Here is a 19,927-nt window from a genome sequence, read left to right on the forward strand (position 1 = left end):
GACCGCGCAATGCGACTTCGATATCGTTACTCGATGCGCAACTTTTCGCCCCATCTCGCTCGCAATTTGGAACAAACGTGGTGGTATTCAGTGGGCCGACCGCTAATATCTAAGGTGGCCCAAAGGCGGCGCCCGACCGGATATGTCGCCGTCACCGATCACAATGCGAAAAGCACTGGAGGACTTCATCATGAGCCTGCGTATCAACGACATCGCCCCGGACTTTACTGCCGAAACAACCCAAGGCACGATTGAATTCCACAACTGGATCGGCGATGGCTGGGCGGTTCTCTTTTCCCACCCCAAGAACTTCACGCCCGTCTGCACCACCGAACTCGGCACGATGGCGGGGCTCGAAGGCGAATTCACCAAGCGCGGCGTCAAGATCGTCGGCATCTCGGTCGATCCTGTCGAAAGCCACGGCAAGTGGAAGGACGATATTCGCACGGCAACTGGCTACGATGTCGATTATCCGTTGATCGGCGACAAGGATCTCAACGTCGCGAAACTTTATGACATGCTGCCGGCAAGCGCCGGGTCATCGTCTGAGGGCCGCACACCTGCAGACAACGCGACGGTACGTTCCGTCTACGTCATCGGTCCAGACAAGAAGATCAAACTGATCCTCACTTACCCGATGACAACAGGTCGCAATTTCAATGAAATCTTGAGGGCGATCGATTCGATCCAGCTGACGTCAAAGCATCAGGTCGCAACGCCCGCCAACTGGCAGCAGGGCGACGATGTGATCATTACGGCAGGGGTTTCGAATGAGGATGCGCTTGCGCGCTTTGGATCGTTCGACACGGTTCTTCCGTATCTGCGCAAGACGAAACAGCCGTCGGCCTGAGCCTAAGGTCCAAATGTGAAAACAGGCGCATGGAAGAAATCCATGCGCCTGTTTCAGGTCTAATTAATCGCGCTCAGCGGCAGTGTACAGAAGGAAGCCGATTGCGGCTCCAATCGCAAGCGCGCCGACGAGTGCGCCGGTTGCGGTACCCGGGTTGCGGCGTACGACCTCCGAAATGTCATGGCTGCCGTGCTGCAACTGCCGCGCCACCTGGCGGGCACGCGGCGCGAGATAGCTGGATGCCTCGCTTGCCGAAGAGCTGGCCTGTTTCATGAGAGCCGAACGCAGGTCGGCGAGCTGATCGGACAGACGATCGATGTCGGAGGAAATATCGCGAGCCATGGGGTATCCTTCTTGATAGGTGAATGACTATCAACGGGTACGTCGCGAGGTGGTTCCTGACTTATCTTTCTGAAGGTGCAAAAGTTCCCAGAAAAGATGTCGAGACGAAACGATCTGGGAAAATAATGGCGGAGAAGATGTCCGCTGTTTCACAAGCATTAGTGCCAACAGCGATAAAAACACTACATCTTGGGTTGGTGTTTGCCATTCTCACTAATACCTTTAGGCCAGATCTTATGGCAGAGAGGCAGCGATGGCGCGACACAAGCTCACCGAAAAGACATGCAAGGCTTTAGATCAGCCGGGGATCTACGGCGATGGCGACGGGCTGTGGCTTCGGGTTCGTCCAGGCGGATCCAAACAGTTCTTGTTCGTGTACATAGATGCCGGCAAGCGGAAAGAGATGGGTCTCGGCGGTTACGGATCGGGAACCAAGCCTGTCTCTCTGGCGCTGGCTAGGCAGAAAGCGGAAGCAATCCGCGAAGTTCGCGCTAGGGGCGAGGATCCGAAGGCTGACCGCACGAAGAAAGTTGTGACGTTCAAAGACATGATGGACGACACAATCGCGGTGAAGATCAAATCGTTCCGGAACGCAAAGCATCGCGACCAGTGGTCAATGACCCTGACGACATATGCTGCGGATCTGCATTCCAAGCCTATTGCGTCGATTACAGTCGACGACGTTCTTAGGGTCCTGCAGCCCATATGGGAAACAATCCCTGAGACCGCAAATCGCACGAGGATGCGGATTGCCAGTGTGATCAACCACGCGAAGGCCCGCGGCTTGTACAAGGGCGACAATCCGGCCGTGTGGCGAGGTGCTCTCGAGCATCTCCTCTCCGAGCGGCAGACGTTGAGTCGAGGGCATCATGCTGCGCTGGCCTTTCGTGACGTGCCGGCAATGATGACGAAGATTCAGCAGTCGTCGTCCGTCTCAGCTAGCGCTGTAGAGTTCGCCTGCCTCACGGCGGCACGATCGGGGGAGGTAAGGCGCGCCGTCTGGTCCGAGTTCGACTTAGAGATTGGCCTCTGGATAGTGCCCGCGGAACGGATGAAGGCCGGGAAAGAACATCGAGTCCCGCTCACCAAGCGAGCCGTCGAGATCCTCACGACAAGGCTAGAGGCGCGAACCGGCGCACTGGTATTTGAGGGGGGCAAAGAAGGGACCGCGATCAGCGATACCGCGATGACTAAGTCATTGAGATCAGCTTCAGGTGACAAAAAGGCGACGTTGCATGGTCTTCGGAGCAGTTTCCGAGATTGGGCAGGGGATGAAACGGGCCACGCTCGTGATGTCATCGAGGCCGCGCTAGCGCATACTCTAAAGGACAGAACAGAGGCAGCCTACCGCCGTTCGGACGCGCTGGAGAAGCGCCGAGTGCTGATGAACGAATGGGAAAGCTACTGCGCTCAATAGCGTCAATGCGAATAAACCTTACCAATTCTGTCGGGGCGGAGGATAATTCAGAGCGCCCCGAAAAACGCCCATCAACAAATAGGAGGAGAACAAATGCAAGCCGCCAACGATAACCGCCCGCGCCTCATATCCCCCAAGGAAGCCGCTGCCGCTACCAGCCTCTCTCGGTCACTGCTAGCGCTCATGGCCGCGGAAGGTCAGTTTCCAAAACCCGTTGAACTCGGTGTCCGTCGCATCGCCTTTGTGCGTGCCGAGGTTGAGGCTTGGATCGATTCTCGGATCGCAGGGAGGGCATGAGCATGAGCAACTTTGAAAAGCTTGAAGCGATGATGACCGATACCGAAGCAGCTTTGCGCCTTAAGAATAAAGCCGAAGCAGCGGGCATCACCAGCCCGCGCCTGCATCTGATCGCTGGGGAGTCAGGATGGAGATTGAGCATCCCGCACACTGATGACAGAAGGTCTGACCTTCTGGTCTTTCTGACGAAGGCAGCGGATGCGGGAATTTCCAAGTCCGACGTAAGGGAGGCCGCAGGTAAGGCTTTTGCTGACCTTACTCTTGGAGAGATCGACACCGCGATCTGGGAATTCAACCAGACCTAACGCCCTCTCCACCACCATCCGAACGATCAACCCGCCGGCATCAGTCGGCGGGAATGCTCCCCTGCGCCCTCTCTCCTAAGGATCGAGATGACCGAAGAAATAACAGAAGACACATACCGCCTATACACCGATTACGTGTCAGCCGGCGCGTACTGCCTTAAGACCCGCAACGGCTTCCGCATCCCTGCTCTTGTGCTCGACCAGTGGCATGAGCAGGGCTTCGCCATCCTCCGCACGAACACCCTGGCAGACAAGTACGGCGTCGGCAGGAAGACGATGTGGAACACCATCCGCGGCGCGATTGACAACGGCTTCATCAAGGAAGTCGGACGCACCGAGGAAGGCCGGGCGATGTACGTTCCGTGCCTCCAGCGAGGCGTAGAATGGCGCGCTGGCCGCGAGGCTCAAGTATGAGCGACGAAAAGAAAGAGTCCCGCTTCCTCCAGAAGTGGAAGCTGGTCCGTGCAGCAGCGCGTGATAACAAGCGGCTCAGCACAGGTGACATAGCTGTCCTAATGGCGCTCTGCGACCGCTACGGAAGCAAGTATGACGCCGACGCTCCTGCCCTTGCCGGCCACGCGCTGCTAGGCGCAATGTCTGGCCTCACGCGCCGCGCCACTATCGATTCCACTCGCCGCCTGATCGAGGCTGGATACATATCGGTTCTTGAGTTGGGGGCTGGAACCAGAGGCACCCGGTACGGGCTGAATTTCGCTAGAGGTGAAGACGCCACCACCACTAGGAGTGATAACTCTAGTAGTGAAGCAGAGTTCACCACAGTAGTGAACCACGGCTCACCTCTAGACCCCCTTAGTGGTGAAGCATACTTCACGGAGTCCCCACCTACTGAAAGCCGCCTACAGGCGGGCTTACATGTAGTGGGAAAGAAGTTCGAAGCCGCGCCGGTGGCGCCGCCCACGGATGCCCTTGCGGGCACCGTAGCGGGACCGGCATCGGGAGGCGGAGACGGATTCGAAGAGTTCTGGAAAGTTTGGCCCCGCAAGCATGGAATCAAGAAGGCCGAGGCGGAATGGGCAAAGATCCTTTATGACGTTGACATCATCATCGAAGTGGCGGCAGAGTGGGCTGCCCACTACGCCAAGCATGACGTTGACCGGAAATGGATCCCAGAGCCAGCGAACTGGCTGGCCGGCAAGCGCTGGCTTGAAGACCTCCCTATCGTGCATGGCGATTCCAAAGGAGCCGCAATCGCGAAAGCCAAGGCGAATGCCAAGCCTAAGGCTGCTAAGGAATTGGCTGCAGTTAATGATAACCAGCCGCCGGAGTACGTCGAGGAGGATGACGATGGCCGATACGAGCCAATCAGTGATGTAGGTCCGTTCTCGCCTTTCGGTAAGTGGCGCGGCCAGGTGGTTGACGCTGAAGTCTACAATGATGACGAACATACGCAACGGGTGGTCCTCACGCTTCAGTGTGAGAACCCCGGCGCAAATTATCCAGTCGACTTTACCCATACGTTCTTTTTCCGCCACCCTGACCCGAAGGTCGAGGAACGCGGCAAGGGATTCATCGAGCGATTCGCGGCTGTTCTCGACCTGGGCGAGATAACCGACACCGACGAGATTCTATACAAACCGATGGAGATCCGCGTCGACAGGCGGCTTGCCATCTCCTATGCGCGCGCCGCCTGAGGAATTTCCGATATGGAAATTGATTATACACTGATGTCAGAGGCAGTCCGCGACGGTGTTGCTGCCGCAGAGAAGAAGCGTCCTGCGCGCATGATGGCAATACGCCCGTTCGACGCATTTAACGATGAAGGCCGCCCGGTGCAGGTTGTCGGCGTGTACGATGACGACGACGAGGTCATGCGCTTCATCGTGATCATTGAGGACGCAGATGGCGATGGCGAAATATATCCCATCGTCGAGCGTACCGTGTTTCGTGAAAAGCAAGCGGCATGACCGTCGCCTCAGAACTCCATGACCTAGCCGATCGGCTGCAGCGGTTGGCACCTTCGCATCGAGATCCGCACAGGTATTTTGAAGAGAAGTCCGAAATCGTCGCGGAGCTTAGGAGACTGGCATCTTTCCACGGTGGACAGTTAGCCGCCAACGACAACCACCCATCAAGGAGGACAGCATGAACGCCCAAGCACGAAAGAACATCCGGCAGGCATTCCCCGTCATCACCTTCGGCAGCCGGGAGTGGGAAGTTACCCAGGCGGCAGCACGGTGGGTGGAATCTGGTGCGCAAATGTTTCACGCCGGCCTCGACTCTCTCGACCTGCTCGATATCGCCCGACGTTGCCTCGTGGACGGCGAGACACTGGAGGACGCCGGAGTATCGGGGCCATATGGGACAGCGGCCCAGCAGCGCGCATGGGCGGCAGGAAGGCTATCCGCTGCATGCTGCGCCATCCATGCGGCCGAGGCGCTGCAGGAGGAACTTCGGGCTGCAGCGGCACGCATCGGCTACCTTGAAAAGAAGGTCGAGCTACTTAGGGCGGAGACTAGGGCGGCAGCACGATTCAAAGACATCAATGTGCCATTCCGAGAGAAACGACCGAAGTCGGTGAACTGGGATGCGGCGTAGAGAGACGCGGCAGGCAACCCGCCGCGTCCGATTTCAAAGGTCATCGTCGCCGCAAATAAGCACGAAGCTTTAGTAGCGAGACAACGATAGATAAAAGGCCAGCCGTGATCACCACGACCATCCGGAGGTCGTCCATACGAAGTTCCGTTTGGCTTGCGTGAGTGGGAAAGTGGCGCTATAAACGAGTTGCTCAGACTACGTCCGTAGCGGTAGGTGAGTCGTTCGCGGCAAGCCTAACCGCCTAAGACCGTCTACAACGGCTCCCGATTCGTCTGGAGCCGTTTTTTGTTTTCGCACCAGACAGCCTTTGGCGAAAGAGGAAGCTGCGATTTCCACAGCTTTTCACACAGAAAACATTGCGCTTTTTCGTGCGATAAAAAAGTTATCCACAGGCTCTGAACAACCTTAGTGACTGGAAGCATTCGCTTTTTGGCAGGTTGTCCACCGCCGTTGACAGGCCTCACCTGAATACGGTTTCCAAATTCTAGCCACCGCAATCATTGGATAAAATGAGCCAACATCAATGGTTTACGCAAAAATGGCCAAAAAGCCCCTTTTCGCAGAGTATATATATGAGGGGGTACGAAACACGCTTCGTGTCCCAACGCGCAATTCTGTTGATTTGATTTAGCTTTCAGCGCTGACGTCTACAGAACAGCCTATTAGCGCCTCCCAAACGGCTTCAGGTGCGTAATAGGTGAGAGACCTTTTCTAATTCCCAGTTTCGCCGCGGCCCGTCGCATGGCGGACCTCCACGCCGTTTCAGCGCCCCAATGGGTGAGTACGGACTCGCGGTGCTAATTTCGGACCTTTATTATAGGGACGGACCCCCACGCCGTTTCAGATCACCTATGGGTGAGAACACAAATTCCCAGTTTCGCCGCGGCTCGCCGCATGACGTGAAAACGTGCCGCTAACCGACGGCACGCCCCGCGGCGGATTCATATTGTCGACCACGGATGAACTGGCGACGATACCATCCCGCCCTTAGTCCCCTTTGAGGCGGTAGATCTCCGCCCGACGCGCGCTCCTCCGCTGCGTCGGGCGGCTGCTTTTTTACCCAACGCCGTTTTCGGCAATCAACAAGGACAATTAAAAGATGAACCTGCCCTCCTTCTGGAGGCGGGCAAGCTTTGCCGTGTCAGAGGCTGCCGACCTGATCGGCGTTCCTGAAATGACACTGCGGACCTGGCTCGCTCGCGTACCCTTCAATGACTTCACCGGCATCAAGAAAGCGAACCGCGTCTTTCTATCCTGCCAGGACGCTTACTTTTTCCTGCTCGTCAGGGAGATGACCCGGTTTGGCGTGCCGGTACGCAGCGCCATGCACGAGGCCCGCGACATTGCCGACGCGATGGACGAGGCATTGCCGAACGGTGAGCGGCTGGTCATTCGGCACGGTGCCGGTTCCCATGGCTTTGAGATCATCAACGATCCGGACTTCACGACCGACAGCGGCGCCATCCTACCTCTTCGATCGCTCGCGGTCGGCCTGATCGAACGTGCTGCGGTTGTTTATCTTGAGGAGGCTAATTGATGGGTTGGTTCAGCAAGACCGCACCCGTCGAGGAGGTCAAGGAAGTCGTGACATCCGGCCTGGTTAACCCCGAGGACTGGCTGTCGAACTTTTGGAATGGCGGGGATCCTGGCGACTGCGGAGTGTCGACAACAAAGGCTCTTACGGTGCCGGCCGTTCAGTCGGCAATCCGCCTTCTGTCGGAAGCCGCCGCCACGCTGGACATCAAGGTGCAGCGGCGCAAGGGAAACAACTGGGAAGACGATGAAGAGCATCCCGCTTGGTCTCTTCTCAACAAGAGCGCCAACGAGTGGACTTCTGGCTTCGAACTGATCCGGGCCCTGATCGTCGAGGCACTGACTAACGACCAGGGCGGCTTCGCGTGGGTTAACCGAGTCCAGGGCAAGCCGTTCGAAATCCTGAAGTACGGCAACGGTGCCATCTCCGTATCGTACCGAGCGGATGGCGATGGCAAGCCAACGTACACCCGCGCCGGCAAGACCATCAAGTCGGCGGACGTGATCCATATCCGCGGAGCATTCTCGAAGAGTCCCGTGACGCTCGCTCGCAAGGCAATCGGTTTTGCGTGGGAGATGGAGAACCACGGCGCCAACCTGTTCCTCAACGGAGCTCGACCTGGCGGCGTTATCCAGACCCCGAACAAGCTCGGCACCGATGGCGTCAAGGCGATGTTGGTGGGTTGGAAGGCGGCATTCGGCGGCTCGCAGAATTCCGGGAAAACAGCAGTGCTCTATGAAGGCGCCACGTATGCCCAGATGGCGCTCAACTCCACAGACGCACAATATCTGGAGAACCGCCGCTTCCAGATTATTGAGATCTGCCGAGCATTCCGCGTTCCGCCATCGATGTTGTTCGATCTGGAGAGCGGCAAGTTCAACAACGTGGAGATGATGGGCCGTGAGTTCCTGTCCTACAGCCTTGAGCCTTGGCTGAAATCGCTCGAAGGCGGGCTTTCGCGTGCACTGCTCACTAAAGACGAACAGAAGACGCACCGCATCCTCTTCGACCGCGACGACCTGACCCGCGCCGATCTCGTCTCCAGAGCGACGGCAATCTCTGGCTTCGTTTCATCAAGGGCAATGAGCCCGAACGAAGCAAGGACGTGGATTGATCTGCCTCCGTACCCAGGCGGTGACACCTACACCAACCCCGCCATCGACGTTGCCAAGCCGGCCAACGACAACCCACCACCACAAAAGGAGTCTGCCGTTGCCGCATAGTGCAAGCAAGACAGCAGTTGTCGAGTTCTTCGGCGACGGCGAGAAGACGTTCGATTTGGTCGACGACCAATGGCGACTACTGATCGAACTGGAGACGACCGTTGGCTCAGTGATGAGTTATTTTGGCCGGCTCCGCGATGGCAAGTTCCGTGTTGTCGAGCTCCGCGAAACCATCCGGCTCGGTCTCATCGGTGGTGGCACAAGTCCAGCGGACGCTCACCGGCTCGTCAGCGCATACTTCGACCGTCATCCTGTCACCGAGACGCTTCCGATCGCGCTAGCTGTCTCCGCAGCTGCCCTTTTCGGTGCGCCTGACGACGGCACGGTTATCGAAACAGCCGAGCCCGAACAGGAGGTCTCAAATGCAGACTAAAACACTCGCACCTATCGAAATCGACATCAAAGCCGTCGGCGACGATGGCGCCTTCAGCGGTTACGCATCCGTTTTCAACGAGGTGGATCTCGGATCGGATAGCGTTCAGCCAGGCGCCTTTAGAAAGTCTCTGGAGGTCAAGTCGGCCGCGCGCGTCAAGATGCTACGCGACCACAACCAGTCAGAACCTATCGGTATCTGGACCGAGATCATCGAGGACGCCAAAGGCCTTAAAGTCAGCGGCAAGCTTATCCTTGAGACGGTCAAAGGCCGCGAGACGCATGCCCTGATGAAGGCTGGCGCGCTGGACTCCATGTCGATCGGATATCGCGCCAAACAGCACCGTATCGATCGCGAAAAAGGCGTTCGTCTGCTCGACGAGATCGAGCTTCATGAAATCAGCGTGGTCACTTTCCCCATGCTGCCCTCCGCGACGGTCTCATCCGTCAAGCACTACGAACAAGACACCCTCCGCGACATTGCCGCAAGCCTCAACGCTGCCGTCGCCACCATGAAGGATTCCAAATGACCAACACCAATTCCGCACGGGCTTTCGTTCTGGAAACAAAATCCGCTGCCGCCGCCAACGACAACGACCCGGCCGCCGAGGTCAAGACCGCTCTCGACACTCTGACAAGCGAAGTCAAAGCTAAGGCCGAGACTGAAAAGAAGCTGGTCGAACGTCTCGACGGCATCGAGGCGAAGCTCAATCGCGGTAGCGACGTGGATGCCGATGAATACAAGTCTGCCGGCGAACTGCTCGTCGAGAGCGACGGCTTCAAGGCGCTAGTTGATTCTCGCGCCAAGGGACGTGCACACATCGACCTGAAGGCAATCACGTCTGCCAACGCCTCTGTCGGCGCCGGCCGCTCTGCTGGTACGTCGCTTGCCCCAGCAATGCGGGTTGCGGGCATCGTTGCACCACCACAGCGCAGTATGACGCTCCGCGACCTCATCGCGCCAGGCTCTACCGATGCAGCCAGCATCGAGTACGTCAAGCAGACTGGCTTCACCAATGCAGCGGCAACAGTCGCGGAAGGCGCGGCCAAGCCGTACTCCGACCTCACCTTCGACCTTGTATCAGCTCCGGTTCGCACGCTGGCGCATCTGTTCAAGGCGTCGAAGCAGATCATGGAAGATAGCCCCGCGCTTTCGTCCCAGATCGACGTCATGGGCCGCTATGGCCTGAAGACGGTTGAAGAGAACCAGCTGCTCAACGGTTCCGGCACCGGCCAGAACATCGCCGGTATCGTCCCACAGGCAAGCGCATTCGCCCCTGCATTCGTCCCGCAGGACGCGACATATATCGACCGAATCCGGTTGGCTATGCTGCAGGTTCGCTTGGCCGAATATGAGGCGGACGGCATCATCCTGCATCCGTCGGACTGGGCAGCGATCGACCTGACCAAGGACAACGAAGGCCGGTATATCGTTTCGAACCCGAGCATCAACAACGGCAAGAACCTTTGGGGCATTCCGGTTGTTGAAACGACTGCGATGGCTGCCGGCACGTTCCTCACGGGAGCCTTCGGTATCGCCGCCCAGGTCTTCGACCGTTGGCAGGCCCGCGTCGAAATCTCGAGTGAGAACGCCGATGACTGGGAGAAGAATCTTCTGACAGTCCGCGTGGAGGAACGCATCGCCCTCGCCGTCTATCGCCCTGAGGCGTTCGTCGTCGGCACGCTTGCATCCGCTTAACAACGATGGGGAGCTTCAGCTCCCCTTCTTTCAAGGAGATGGAAATGAGCGACACTATTACCGTCCAGGCGTTACGGACCTTCGACAACGGCTCTGGTCTAAAGACCGCTAAGAGCGAGCCCTTCACCGTGTCTCGCTACGAGGCAAAGGAACTGCAAGAGCGTGGTCTCGTCTCGTTCGTCGAGGAAGCCACGCCTGCCAAGCCTAAGCGCACGGGTAAGCCCTGACGTGGCCAACCGTATCACACCATGCGGGTGCAGCGTGCCAAAGGGTGCGAAGTGCCCGCATGAGCAGGCGCGAGTAGTTCCCACCCAGAAGCGCAACGACGAGGTGCGAGGCACACCTGAAAGCCGCGGCTATGACAAGGACTGGTGGAGGTTAAGGCACGCCTTCCTCAAGGCGCATCCAACGTGTTGCGTATGCGGTGCCAAGGCCACGCACGTCGACCACATCAAGAGCATCCGCGAGGCACCGCACCTGAGGCTCGCAGAGGGCAACCTCAGGGCAATGTGTGGCCCATGTCATAGCAGACGCACGGCACGTGACCAGAGTCAGGCATGGGGCAAGCGTTAGTCTTGCTCGATCCGTTTGATCAGACGCTTCACTTCATCCTTGATGTGCCTGACGTCTGTCTGTCTCTGTCTTTGATCGTCGCGATCGCCGTTCGTGATGTCCGCCTCAAACGACTCGACATCTTCAAGGATGGAATTCAGTGCGCTGAGGATCTGGTCGTTGTCCATATCGATCTCCTGTCCGTGAGTCAGCAGTGCCACATCCCCGGGTAGGTCGTCAATTTTCGCCTACAGAGCCCCTACCACCCGCGCCCCACAATTCGCAATAATCCTCAAATGGGAATTTCATCCTATGGCTATCGTCTCAGTTGCCGACATGAAGCAACATCTTGGCGTCCTTGACGATGCCGATGACACCCTTATCGAAGGCAAGATCGCTGCAGCGCAGGCATGGCTTGAGTCCTTTCTTGGCTACTCGATCGAGGTCACGTTCCCAGACGACGTGCCGGCGGATCTAGTCGAAGGCGTCAAGCAACAGGCCGCGCATCTATTCGAGAACCGAGAGTCGACCGTGTCAGGCGTTAGCATCGCGCTATCACCGGCTAGCGTCGACGACGTCATCCGCAACAGGAGGAGTTACGCATGGCAATGAATAAGGATGCAGCTGACATTATCGCCAGGTTCAACCGCATTCCGCGGGAGGTTCGGGCCAAGGTCGCGCCGGCTGTCGTCAAAGGGGCAGACGAGATCGTCGGTCGCATGCGGTATCTGGCGCCAGATGACACCGGGGAACTGGCCGCTAGCATTCACCGCAAGACGGGCGACGTGCCGCTCTCAGTGACCATCGAGACCGAGAACGACGCTGCTCTTTATCAGGAATACGGGACCAGAGAGATGGCGCGTAACTCGTTCTTTTGGCCGTCAGTCAACAGCCTCAAGAAGCGTGTTCGCCGTCGCATCGATGGCGCCATCAGCAAGGCCATAAAGGACGCGTGGAAATGAGTGAAGCATCCCTCGCAGCGCAGCGCCTGGCCGTTGTCACCATGCGTGCCAGGTCGGCGCTGACATCGATCGTGCCAGCCTTGAATATCTTCGACCGTAACGAGCGGCCAGAGAGCTTTCCATGCGTCATCATAGGCGAGGCGCAGGTTGTCGGCGATGAAGCGGACTGCCTCATCTCGTCGGAGGTTTATCTGACGCTTCACCTATGGACGAAAGAGACCGGCTTCGTTGCTTGCAAGTCCATTGCTGGAGAGGTTCGCCGTGCGCTCTACCAGCTGGCCGGCACGCAAGATGGGTTCCGCCTAAGCTTCAATTTCGATGATGCTAAATATCTTCGCGACCCGAGCGGCGAGCTATCACACGGCGTTGTCACCTTCATGGTTCGCGCCAGAGAGGTAACACCATGAAGGCTGGAAAGTTGAACGAGACGATTGTCGTCAAGTCAGTCGAATATGTCGAAGACGAATACGGGAACGGCGTCAGCGTCGAGACCGACTTCGCCACCCTTCGAGCTCAAATCATCGAAGAGTCGACGGACGAGTTCATGCGAAATTATGGCGCAAGTACAGAGCGGTTGCGGATCTTTCGCACTCGGTTCGTCGATGCCGTCACTCTCGCGATGACGGTGCACCACGAGGGGCTGGTCTATAACTTGAAGCAGATAAAAGAGATCGGCCGGCGCCGAGGGCTAGAGCTTCGTTGCGTGGCGGTGGGAGCATGAGAGGGCGGAAGGCTGCCGTTACAGCGCTAGAGGGCGCGCTTTCCACCGTACCTAACCCACCTGCATGGCTGCCCTCTTATGCCAAGACAGAGTGGCGTCGCGTCGTTCCGCAGCTCGTCGCCGGTCGCAAGATCGCCTCACACGAACTCGGCACGGTCGAGGCGTACTGCCTAGCCGTCGCCAACATGCGGCAAGCCGAGGCTATGATCGCCAAAGATGGCATCACCTACGTGTCACCAACCGGTGAGCTGAAGCGTCACCCCGCAACCACACTGGTCAAGGAAGCCGTCGAAGCGAGCCGCAGGCTAGCCGCGGAGCTTGGCCTTACCCCAGCATCTCGAACCAAGAACAGCGGAGGCGCACCTGGTGGAAGTGAAGCTTCCGAATTTGGCGTGGATATTTGACAACTCGCCCATCCCCGACCCGGCAGGCAAAGGCGCCGCCGCGGTCAAATTCATCAAAGCTCTAAAGCATCCTAAGTCTCGACTTCCCGGCAATGCCTTCGACCTGTCGCCCTGGCAGGAGCGCATCGTGTTGCGCGTGTTCGGTGACACACTGCCTGACGGCATGCGGCGCGTGAATGAACTGTTCCTTATGGTCGGACGTGGCAACCGAAAGACGAGTTTGATGGCCGCCTGCCTCATGCTGTTCTTGTGTGGCACGGAGCGCGTGCCAGGCAGCACGATCGCCAGCATCGCGAACAGCCGCGAACAGGCCGCTTTGACCTTCAAAGAGATGGCGGGCATTTGCCGCGCTACTCCGCGGATACTTGAGGCCGTGCGGATCCAAGATACAGAGAAGCGGATCACGTACCGCAAGCTCGATATCGCTTATGAGGCGCTGTCATCCGACGCCAAGAATGCCCATGGGCGCACGGACGTTGCCGCCTTTTGGGATGAAGGCCATGCCGAGAAGAAAGACGACCTGCTAGAGGCGGTGGAAACCGGCTTGAACAAGTCGCCAAATACACTGCTGCTATCCGCATCAACGGCTGGCATCGGCAGGCTCGGCCCATTCTGGGCGAAGTACGAGCACGCTCGGAAAATCACGGATGGCCGTCTAGAGGACGAGACATTCCTGCCTGTACTGTTTGAAGCGCCAGCCGATTGCGACTGGCGCGACGACGGTTGGCTCGAGGCGACAAACCCAGGCCTGCCTTACGGCTATCCCAACCTCAAGAAGGTGAAGCGATACCGTGACAAGTGCGAGCACAGCCCTAGCGAGCGCGAGTCTTTCCGTCGCTTGCACCTATCGATCTATCTCGATGGAGCGGCAAACCCCGAATGGGATCTCGGCATATGGGACGAAGGCCACGGCGAGATCGACTTGGAGTCTTTGCGCGGACGCAAGGCTCACATCGCAGTTGACCTATCCAAGCGGATCGACCTTAGCGGCGTTGTCTGCACGATCGAATTGGACGACGAGAAATTCGCAGTTCATTGCATGGGTTTCACCCCGGAAGCACAGCTGCGCAAGCGCGCCGACAACGACTCCGCGCCCTACCCGCTATGGGCAGAGCAAGGATGGATGACGGTATGCGACGGCGACATCGTCGATTATGCGACCGTCGAGGGGTACATCAGGTACCTGGTCGAGCTTTTTGACGTGCGCGAAGTTGTCTTCGACGTCGCTTTGGCAAGAGAGATGATGGAGTCCCTTGAGAACGACGGCATCCCGGTCGCGGCATTTCCTCAGACCTTGATGAACTTCGCCAAGCCGGTGGATACATTCGAGGACATGTTTCTGAACCGCCGACTTGTTCACGATTCCCCGGCCCTTCGCTGGTGCATTGGCAACACCGTCATGATGCGGGATCAGAACGACAACCGGCGCCCGAACAAAGCAAGGGCTGCAGACCGTATCGATTTAGCCGTCGCCGCAATCATGAGCGTTGCTCGCGCGGCACAAGGCGCCTCTGGTCGCTCGTCCTACGATGACGCGGACCTCACCGACCTTTCCCTCTTTGCAGTGTAGGAGGCCACCGTGGCCAACGAAGAAAAGAAACTTTCCGTCGACGTCATCGCCCGCATCGACAAGCTCGAAAAGGGCATGGCGAAAGCGGCCGGCACAGTCGCCAAACAGTCTAGCGTGATGGAGGCTCGAACGAAGAGCCTCGCGACCTCAATGGAAGGCAACATCACCAATGCCGTGACGAAAGTTAACGGCGCGCTCGGCAAGCTAGGTCTCGGTGGTATCGCGGCCGGTGGTATTGCGGGCATCGTCGCGGGGATTGGCTCGATTGCGAAAGGAATCGCCGAAGTCGGCGACCAGGCCAAGATCGCAGGCGTCAACGTCAAGGCGTTCCAAGAGCTCAAGTACCTGGCCGAACAGTCTCGCATCGGCGTTGACTCGCTCACCGACGGCCTCAAGGAAATGAACTTGCGCGCCGATGAGTTCATCTCGACGGGCGCCGGCAGTTCGGCGGAAGCGTTTCAACGCTTGGGTTATGACTCGGAGACGCTGGCGAGGAAGCTCAAGAACCCGTCGGACCTCTTTGCCGAGATCATCGGCAGGCTCAAGGCGTTCGACAAGGCCGCACAGATCCGCATCGCAGATGAGGTATTCGGCGGCACGGGTGGCGAGCAATTCGTCAAGCTGATAGGCCAAGGCGAGGCAGGTATCAGAGCGCAGATCAAAGCCGCGAACGATCTCGGCATCGTCATGGACGAGGAGCTCATCAAGCGGGCCGAGGAGATCGACCGCAAGTTTAATACTATCGCGACAACCGTTGGCACGGCCCTCAAGTCTGCGATCGTCTCGGCAGCGGACTCACTGTCGGAGTTTATCGACGGGTTTCGAGACTTCCAGAACCAACAGTCTCGCACGCTCGACAACCGGCAGAAAGCTCTTGGCCTTCGTCGCATTGATCTTGAAAATCAGAAGATTCAGACGCCTCAGACCGAAACAATGGCTAGGCGAAAGATAGACGAACAGCTTCGCCAGCTGGCAGAAGAAGAAGCCAAAATCGTCGACGTTCTGCACGATCGTATCCAGACCATGACGCGGTCGGCAGAGCGGACATGGACGCCCCCGGTGGCACCCCCTGGCGGCTTTGGCAGCACGTCGACGTCAACGGGCAAGGCTGATCTCTCCAGCTTCCTGGCGGCTGGCAAGGATGCCTCCCACGTTAGCGGTATGTCCTCTAGCTTCGAGGGCAAGCTTGAGAAAATGTTCGCAGATCTCCCAAAGGAACTCGCCGGCCAGCTGAAAATCAACAGCGGCTTTCGGTCGAACGAGCGCCAGGCGGAACTCTGGCAGCAAGCCCTTGCCAAGTACGGCAGCGTTGCGGAGGCTCGCAAATGGGTAGCACCTCCAGGCAAGTCTCAGCACAACGCCGGCAACGCTGCAGACCTTGGCTATGGCTCGTCCGCGGCGAAAGATTGGGCGCACCAAAACGCCTCTAAATACGGGCTGTCCTTCCCGCTCTCGAATGAGAACTGGCACATCGAGGACGCATCGGCTCGCGGCAAGGACATGGCCGACAAGACCGCAGAGCTCGAAGAACGCGGCAAGTCATACGATGACATCATCGCAAAGGCTCGCGACTTCGTTGCGGAACAGGGCATAGAGGCGTCCGCGCTCGACATGACCACACAGGCCGCGGCACGCCTTCGTTATGAGCAGCAGCTTCTAAACGAGGCGCGCCAGGCCGGCGTCACGCTTAACCCGGAACAGACCGGCGCCCTTAAGCAACTGGCCGCGGACATGGCAGAGGCGGAGACGCGGACACGATCGCTCGCCGACTCGCAGGAAGCAGCGAAAGAGGCCGCCGCAAACTTCAGCCAAGCGGCTGGCGGCATTGCAAAGGGTTTCGTCTCCGACCTCATCCGAGGCAAGACGGCAGCAGACGCTCTCAAGGGGGCCCTGTCGAGCATCGCTGATAAGATGCTTGATAGTGCGTTGAACTCACTCTTTGGCGGTGGCAGCGGCCCTGGTGGCAATTCTGGCGGGGTCTTCGGCAGCCTCATCAGTTCAATCTTCGGAGGCGTGGCAAAGCGAGAGAACGGTGACCCCGTCACGGCCGGTAAGCCCTATGTGGTCGGCGAGAAACGAGCAGAGCTATTCGTCCCTACCGTGTCGGGCCGGATCGTTCCCCGCGTGCCAACAGCCGAGGGAATCACTCGTTCGGCACCGGCAAGCCAGGGCAACCAGCCAGGCGTTCTGCAGGTGCAAATCAGCGGCGCCAGCGGTGACGCTCATATCCAGGCCCTAGTTCAGCAAGGTGTCAGTGACGGCCTTGGTCAATACAATAAGAAACAGGAGCGAGGCGGCTTCGGGACGATGCAAGGCCAGTTCAGTAAGCGGAAGGGTTGACCATGCACGGGCTCATAATCAGGGAGGTCGGCGGGCAACCCGTCGCCCTTCGCCTCACAGTCGGCGCATGCTTCGGAGTTGAGGAAGAGGTCGAAGGCGGAATTGGCGATGCGATGAAACGGATCCAAGTCGGCAGCTTCACCCTGAAAGAGATCCGTGCCGTCATCAAGCATTTGGTCGTCGGCGGCGGCATGGATCCGCTAGACGCTCACAAGCTGGTCGCTGGCCTTCGATTGCACGACATCGAGGATATTCGCAGAGCATGCCTCGACGCCTCCATCGCATCATGGGCCAACTCGAAAAACACTGGCACGACATCGGCGGCCGGCTCTTCCTCAAAGTTCGATCGTGGCGACGTTTACGAGTCCGCGTTCTCCATTGGCTTGAAGCCAGCCGAGGTGGACGCGCTCACGGTTTGGGAGTGGGAACGCGTCATTGCAGGTTGGAACCTCGCCCACGGTGCACCAGCAGGCGGCGGCGGCGGCGGCGTGGCTAAGGACGAGATGGCGGCCCTGATCGCTAAGTACGGCTAAGAGGTTGATCTTGACAAATCTTACAAATTTGTCAAACAAAATCAATATGTTAGAACGATTTTCTGTTGACTTGGTTTCGTCCTTCGTTCAACTTGCATCCATCGAAAGCAAGCAACGGAGCAGCCGCAATGCAGCAGACGGCAAGACACCAGGACCGCATGATCCCACGCAATGCTGTCATCGCGGCATTAGAGGAGCCTGCCAACGAGATGGCGGACAGTGCAGACATTGCGCTCGAATACATTTCGGGAATTTTGGTGAAGCTTCGGCAGGAGGGGCACCTACCACGCGACAAGGTGAACGCAGCTTGCCGCATCCTTGGCGGCGTGGCTGACGCAGCTGCCGCACTTCGTAACGCGACGTATGAGCTTATCGACAGCAAGGAGTCGGGCGAATGAACCTCAATTTCACAGAAGGCCCTCAGGGCGTCGAACAGGTCTCGATCGAGCTTCACAATCTTCGCAAGTCAGTTGACCTCTTGGCTCTTGCCGCCGGCCAGCACGAGCACACCCACCTTGGCGAGGCTTTGCAGTGCACTAGCGAGTTGATCGCTGACCGTATGCAGGAACTTTCAGACCTGCTCGACAAGCTCTCGACGCAATGGCTGAACGAAGTCCGGGAACGCAAGGGGATGCCATCCTATGAGCCGTTCAAGAGCCGTGCGGTCACATGGAATTAAAGTTTCGGGCACGTATCCGTTCGGGCCTTCTATCCCGACTACGGTAGCTGGATAAGGTCAGTTCGAATCTGACCGTGCTCACCACTACAAACTGGCCTCACCAGCCAACTGTGCTGCATTACCACACCTACAGTGCCCGAAAGGGGGTGCAGCCGGATCGCGGCGCCGAAAGCGTAGCGATCGAAATCAGAGCCGCCCTGTTAACGCAGGGCGGTTTTCCACAGTTATGCCAGAACTTAGGCCAAGCTATTTTTTTGGATGTAAGGTACTGATATCATTGTGATAGTGGCGGAGAAGATGGGATTCGAACCCACGATACCCTTCCGGGTATACTCCCTTAGCAGGGGAGCGCCTTCGACCACTCGGCCACCTCTCCGCACTGTTCCCTAAAAGGGAACGATCGCGTCCTATCTGCTTCGCCCTGCCGGCGTCAACCGTGTTGCCGCTCGCACGCGACGATTAGGGCCTTTGCCCCACGGCAATCGCTCTCAGTGCTTGTTCTCGCCCCAGTATCCGATCACGCACATGCGCTTCTTGTCGTGGCCGCGGGACTTCAGATGGTTGCGGATCGGCCGAGCTTCGGACTTCTCGCAGCCGATCCAGATAAAGGCTTCAGCCCCGGCCTGCTCGATGACGGGAAGAACGACCGGGCCAAGAATGCCGGCTTTGCCAGGCGCAATGCCCTTGCGATGCAGCCAAGTGATCTCGACAGATGCGCTGGAGCAGAGTGGCAACTGATCGGCAACGTCGTCGACCTCGATAAACACCTGCAGCCGTGCATCGGCTGGCGCTTCGGCGAGGATTCGGGAAATCGCCGGCAAGGCCGTATCGTCGCCGGCAAGGATCATGTGCCGGGCATCCGGCAAACCGCCGCCGCCCGGTCCCAGCAGACCTGCGACATCGCCCGGCTCGGCATGGCGGCCGAACTCGGCACCCGGCATGGGCCGGCCGTCGCTTTCGTGTAGAACGAAGTCGATATCCATCTCGCCGCGGACCACATCGACGCTGCGGATCGTGTAGATGCGGATCACCATTTCGTCTTCGCCGTTCAGCCAGCCGAGGCGACCATCCGCACGGGTAACCGGCCAGACGGGCTTGCGGCCCTTCTTCGGGATCAGCAGGCGAATGTGGTAGTCGGCGCCGACGAACCGGGCAACGTCGTCGCAGGCAAGCGTCAGGCGGCGCATATGCGGCGTTACATGCCGCGCGGCAACGACGCGAATTTCGGTAAGGCCCGGGATTGGCGTCAGGACCGCTTCGTCATGCCAGTTCAGTTCCAGCGGCTCTTCGCCGGCAAACATGAAGAGATGCTCGGCAATCGAGCTGCGCACCAGTTGCAGCAGCTGCGCCGACGGGCAGGAAATATCGATCGAAAGGCAGCCGCCCTGCTTGCGGATATTGGCTTCGCCAACCTCGCTTGCGAGATTGACGTGGTCGCCGTCGCGCTTGACCTCGCTATGCTCGACGAAATGTTCGCAGATTTCGCACAGCATGCGCTCCGGGTCGACCGGAATTGCCTGGCCGGAAAGCGTAAACCTGTCCATCAACATTCCCGTCGCGCTCCTCTGCGC

General features: G+C 58.4%; 28 protein-coding genes and 1 tRNA gene. 25 read left to right on the forward strand and 4 right to left on the reverse strand.

Going from position 1 to position 19,927, the window contains the following annotated elements:
• Positions 1-190: 190 nt before the first annotated feature.
• A complete protein-coding gene (locus tag IFT66_RS06855) occupies positions 191-850 on the forward strand; it encodes a peroxiredoxin (protein ID WP_092660551.1) in 660 nt (219 codons plus the stop codon).
• A gap of 63 nt (positions 851-913) precedes the next feature.
• On the opposite strand, the gene IFT66_RS06860 is transcribed toward IFT66_RS06855, so the two are convergent.
• Positions 914-1,192 (reverse strand): hypothetical protein, encoded by a 279-nt coding sequence (locus IFT66_RS06860; RefSeq protein WP_092660549.1) that lies wholly within the window; start codon positions 1,190-1,192, stop codon positions 914-916.
• Positions 1,193-1,445: 253 nt separating this feature from the next.
• Here IFT66_RS06860 and IFT66_RS06865 point away from each other — a divergent pair, with 253 nt between their 5' ends.
• From IFT66_RS06865 to IFT66_RS23825, 14 genes are all read left to right on the forward strand, one after another.
• Positions 1,446-2,609: a tyrosine-type recombinase/integrase gene (locus IFT66_RS06865; protein ID WP_192077060.1), complete on the forward strand. Its 1,164-nt coding sequence runs from the start codon at positions 1,446-1,448 to the stop codon at positions 2,607-2,609.
• A 93-nt stretch (positions 2,610-2,702) separates the two neighbouring features.
• Entirely contained in the window at positions 2,703-2,906 is a 204-nt protein-coding gene (locus IFT66_RS06870; RefSeq protein ID WP_192077061.1) for a helix-turn-helix transcriptional regulator, read from the forward strand.
• A 2-nt stretch (positions 2,907-2,908) separates the two neighbouring features.
• Complete coding sequence (locus IFT66_RS06875; protein WP_192077062.1) at positions 2,909-3,211, forward strand: hypothetical protein; 303 nt, start codon at positions 2,909-2,911, stop codon at positions 3,209-3,211.
• 87 nt (positions 3,212-3,298) lie between these two features.
• Entirely contained in the window at positions 3,299-3,625 is a 327-nt protein-coding gene (locus IFT66_RS06880) for a hypothetical protein (protein WP_192077063.1), read from the forward strand.
• The gene (locus IFT66_RS06885) at positions 3,622-4,863 is read left to right on the forward strand and encodes a hypothetical protein (RefSeq protein ID WP_192077064.1); all 1,242 of its coding nucleotides are present in this window, start codon (positions 3,622-3,624) and stop codon (positions 4,861-4,863) included. Before IFT66_RS06880 ends, IFT66_RS06885 begins: the two co-directional genes overlap by 4 nt.
• Before the next feature lie 12 nt (positions 4,864-4,875).
• Positions 4,876-5,136 carry a hypothetical protein gene (locus tag IFT66_RS06890; protein ID WP_192077065.1) on the forward strand — a complete coding sequence of 87 codons (261 nt, stop codon included), beginning with the start codon at positions 4,876-4,878 and terminating at the stop codon, positions 5,134-5,136.
• A gap of 178 nt (positions 5,137-5,314) precedes the next feature.
• Complete coding sequence (locus tag IFT66_RS06895; protein WP_192077066.1) at positions 5,315-5,767, forward strand: hypothetical protein; 453 nt, start codon at positions 5,315-5,317, stop codon at positions 5,765-5,767.
• Between the two features lie 1,138 nt (positions 5,768-6,905).
• Positions 6,906-7,304, forward strand: coding sequence for a hypothetical protein (locus IFT66_RS06900; RefSeq protein WP_192077067.1), 399 nt, complete (start codon positions 6,906-6,908; stop codon positions 7,302-7,304).
• The gene (locus tag IFT66_RS06905; RefSeq protein ID WP_192077068.1) at positions 7,304-8,524 is read left to right on the forward strand and encodes a phage portal protein; all 1,221 of its coding nucleotides are present in this window, start codon (positions 7,304-7,306) and stop codon (positions 8,522-8,524) included. The genes IFT66_RS06900 and IFT66_RS06905 overlap by 1 nt, the downstream gene beginning before the upstream one ends.
• On the forward strand, positions 8,514-8,897 hold the full coding sequence (locus IFT66_RS06910) for a gene transfer agent family protein (protein ID WP_192077069.1): 384 nt from the start codon (positions 8,514-8,516) through the stop codon (positions 8,895-8,897). The genes IFT66_RS06905 and IFT66_RS06910 overlap by 11 nt, the downstream gene beginning before the upstream one ends.
• Positions 8,887-9,426, forward strand: coding sequence for an HK97 family phage prohead protease (locus IFT66_RS06915; protein ID WP_192077070.1), 540 nt, complete (start codon positions 8,887-8,889; stop codon positions 9,424-9,426). The genes IFT66_RS06910 and IFT66_RS06915 overlap by 11 nt, the downstream gene beginning before the upstream one ends.
• Positions 9,423-10,595, forward strand: a complete 1,173-nt coding sequence (locus IFT66_RS06920; RefSeq protein ID WP_192077071.1) for a phage major capsid protein — start codon at positions 9,423-9,425, stop codon at positions 10,593-10,595. Before IFT66_RS06915 ends, IFT66_RS06920 begins: the two co-directional genes overlap by 4 nt.
• 44 nt (positions 10,596-10,639) lie before the next feature.
• Complete coding sequence (locus tag IFT66_RS06925) at positions 10,640-10,822, forward strand: hypothetical protein (RefSeq protein WP_192077072.1); 183 nt, start codon at positions 10,640-10,642, stop codon at positions 10,820-10,822.
• A 103-nt stretch (positions 10,823-10,925) separates the two neighbouring features.
• Positions 10,926-11,168 carry an HNH endonuclease gene (locus IFT66_RS23825; RefSeq protein WP_342344756.1) on the forward strand — a complete coding sequence of 81 codons (243 nt, stop codon included), beginning with the start codon at positions 10,926-10,928 and terminating at the stop codon, positions 11,166-11,168.
• On the opposite strand, the gene IFT66_RS06935 is transcribed toward IFT66_RS23825, so the two are convergent.
• Positions 11,165-11,335, reverse strand: coding sequence for a hypothetical protein (locus IFT66_RS06935; RefSeq protein WP_192077073.1), 171 nt, complete (start codon positions 11,333-11,335; stop codon positions 11,165-11,167). The genes IFT66_RS23825 and IFT66_RS06935 overlap by 4 nt on opposite strands.
• Positions 11,336-11,459: 124 nt before the next feature.
• Here IFT66_RS06935 and IFT66_RS06940 point away from each other — a divergent pair, with 124 nt between their 5' ends.
• The 10 genes from IFT66_RS06940 (at position 11,460) to IFT66_RS06985 (ending at position 18,356) form a co-directional block, all read left to right on the forward strand.
• On the forward strand, positions 11,460-11,759 hold the full coding sequence (locus IFT66_RS06940) for a head-tail connector protein (protein ID WP_192077074.1): 300 nt from the start codon (positions 11,460-11,462) through the stop codon (positions 11,757-11,759).
• Positions 11,750-12,109 (forward strand): HK97-gp10 family putative phage morphogenesis protein, encoded by a 360-nt coding sequence (locus IFT66_RS06945; protein ID WP_192077075.1) that lies wholly within the window; start codon positions 11,750-11,752, stop codon positions 12,107-12,109. The genes IFT66_RS06940 and IFT66_RS06945 overlap by 10 nt, the downstream gene beginning before the upstream one ends.
• Complete coding sequence (locus tag IFT66_RS06950) at positions 12,106-12,516, forward strand: DUF3168 domain-containing protein (protein ID WP_192077076.1); 411 nt, start codon at positions 12,106-12,108, stop codon at positions 12,514-12,516. The genes IFT66_RS06945 and IFT66_RS06950 overlap by 4 nt, the downstream gene beginning before the upstream one ends.
• Entirely contained in the window at positions 12,513-12,830 is a 318-nt protein-coding gene (locus tag IFT66_RS06955) for a phage head closure protein (protein ID WP_192077077.1), read from the forward strand. Before IFT66_RS06950 ends, IFT66_RS06955 begins: the two co-directional genes overlap by 4 nt.
• Positions 12,827-13,234, forward strand: coding sequence for a phage terminase small subunit P27 family (locus IFT66_RS06960; protein WP_192077078.1), 408 nt, complete (start codon positions 12,827-12,829; stop codon positions 13,232-13,234). The genes IFT66_RS06955 and IFT66_RS06960 overlap by 4 nt, the downstream gene beginning before the upstream one ends.
• Positions 13,197-14,804 carry a terminase TerL endonuclease subunit gene (locus IFT66_RS06965; RefSeq protein WP_192077079.1) on the forward strand — a complete coding sequence of 536 codons (1,608 nt, stop codon included), beginning with the start codon at positions 13,197-13,199 and terminating at the stop codon, positions 14,802-14,804. Before IFT66_RS06960 ends, IFT66_RS06965 begins: the two co-directional genes overlap by 38 nt.
• Before the next feature lie 9 nt (positions 14,805-14,813).
• Complete coding sequence (locus IFT66_RS06970) at positions 14,814-17,144, forward strand: D-alanyl-D-alanine carboxypeptidase family protein (RefSeq protein WP_192077080.1); 2,331 nt, start codon at positions 14,814-14,816, stop codon at positions 17,142-17,144.
• 2 nt (positions 17,145-17,146) lie between these two features.
• On the forward strand, positions 17,147-17,677 hold the full coding sequence (locus IFT66_RS06975) for a gene transfer agent family protein (RefSeq protein ID WP_249406392.1): 531 nt from the start codon (positions 17,147-17,149) through the stop codon (positions 17,675-17,677).
• 128 nt (positions 17,678-17,805) lie between these two features.
• The gene (locus IFT66_RS06980; RefSeq protein WP_192077082.1) at positions 17,806-18,075 is read left to right on the forward strand and encodes a hypothetical protein; all 270 of its coding nucleotides are present in this window, start codon (positions 17,806-17,808) and stop codon (positions 18,073-18,075) included.
• Positions 18,072-18,356: a hypothetical protein gene (locus IFT66_RS06985; protein ID WP_192077083.1), complete on the forward strand. Its 285-nt coding sequence runs from the start codon at positions 18,072-18,074 to the stop codon at positions 18,354-18,356. The genes IFT66_RS06980 and IFT66_RS06985 overlap by 4 nt, the downstream gene beginning before the upstream one ends.
• 286 nt (positions 18,357-18,642) lie before the next feature.
• On the opposite strand, the gene IFT66_RS06990 is transcribed toward IFT66_RS06985, so the two are convergent.
• Positions 18,643-18,732: transfer RNA gene (locus tag IFT66_RS06990), tRNA-Ser, on the reverse strand.
• Between the two features lie 112 nt (positions 18,733-18,844).
• Positions 18,845-19,900 (reverse strand): siderophore-interacting protein, encoded by a 1,056-nt coding sequence (locus tag IFT66_RS06995; RefSeq protein WP_244474057.1) that lies wholly within the window; start codon positions 19,898-19,900, stop codon positions 18,845-18,847.
• Positions 19,901-19,927: the final 27 nt, after the last annotated feature.

It is taken from the genome of Rhizobium sp. CFBP 13726, assembly GCF_014841925.1.
Lineage (GTDB): Bacteria > Pseudomonadota > Alphaproteobacteria > Rhizobiales > Rhizobiaceae > Neorhizobium > Neorhizobium soli.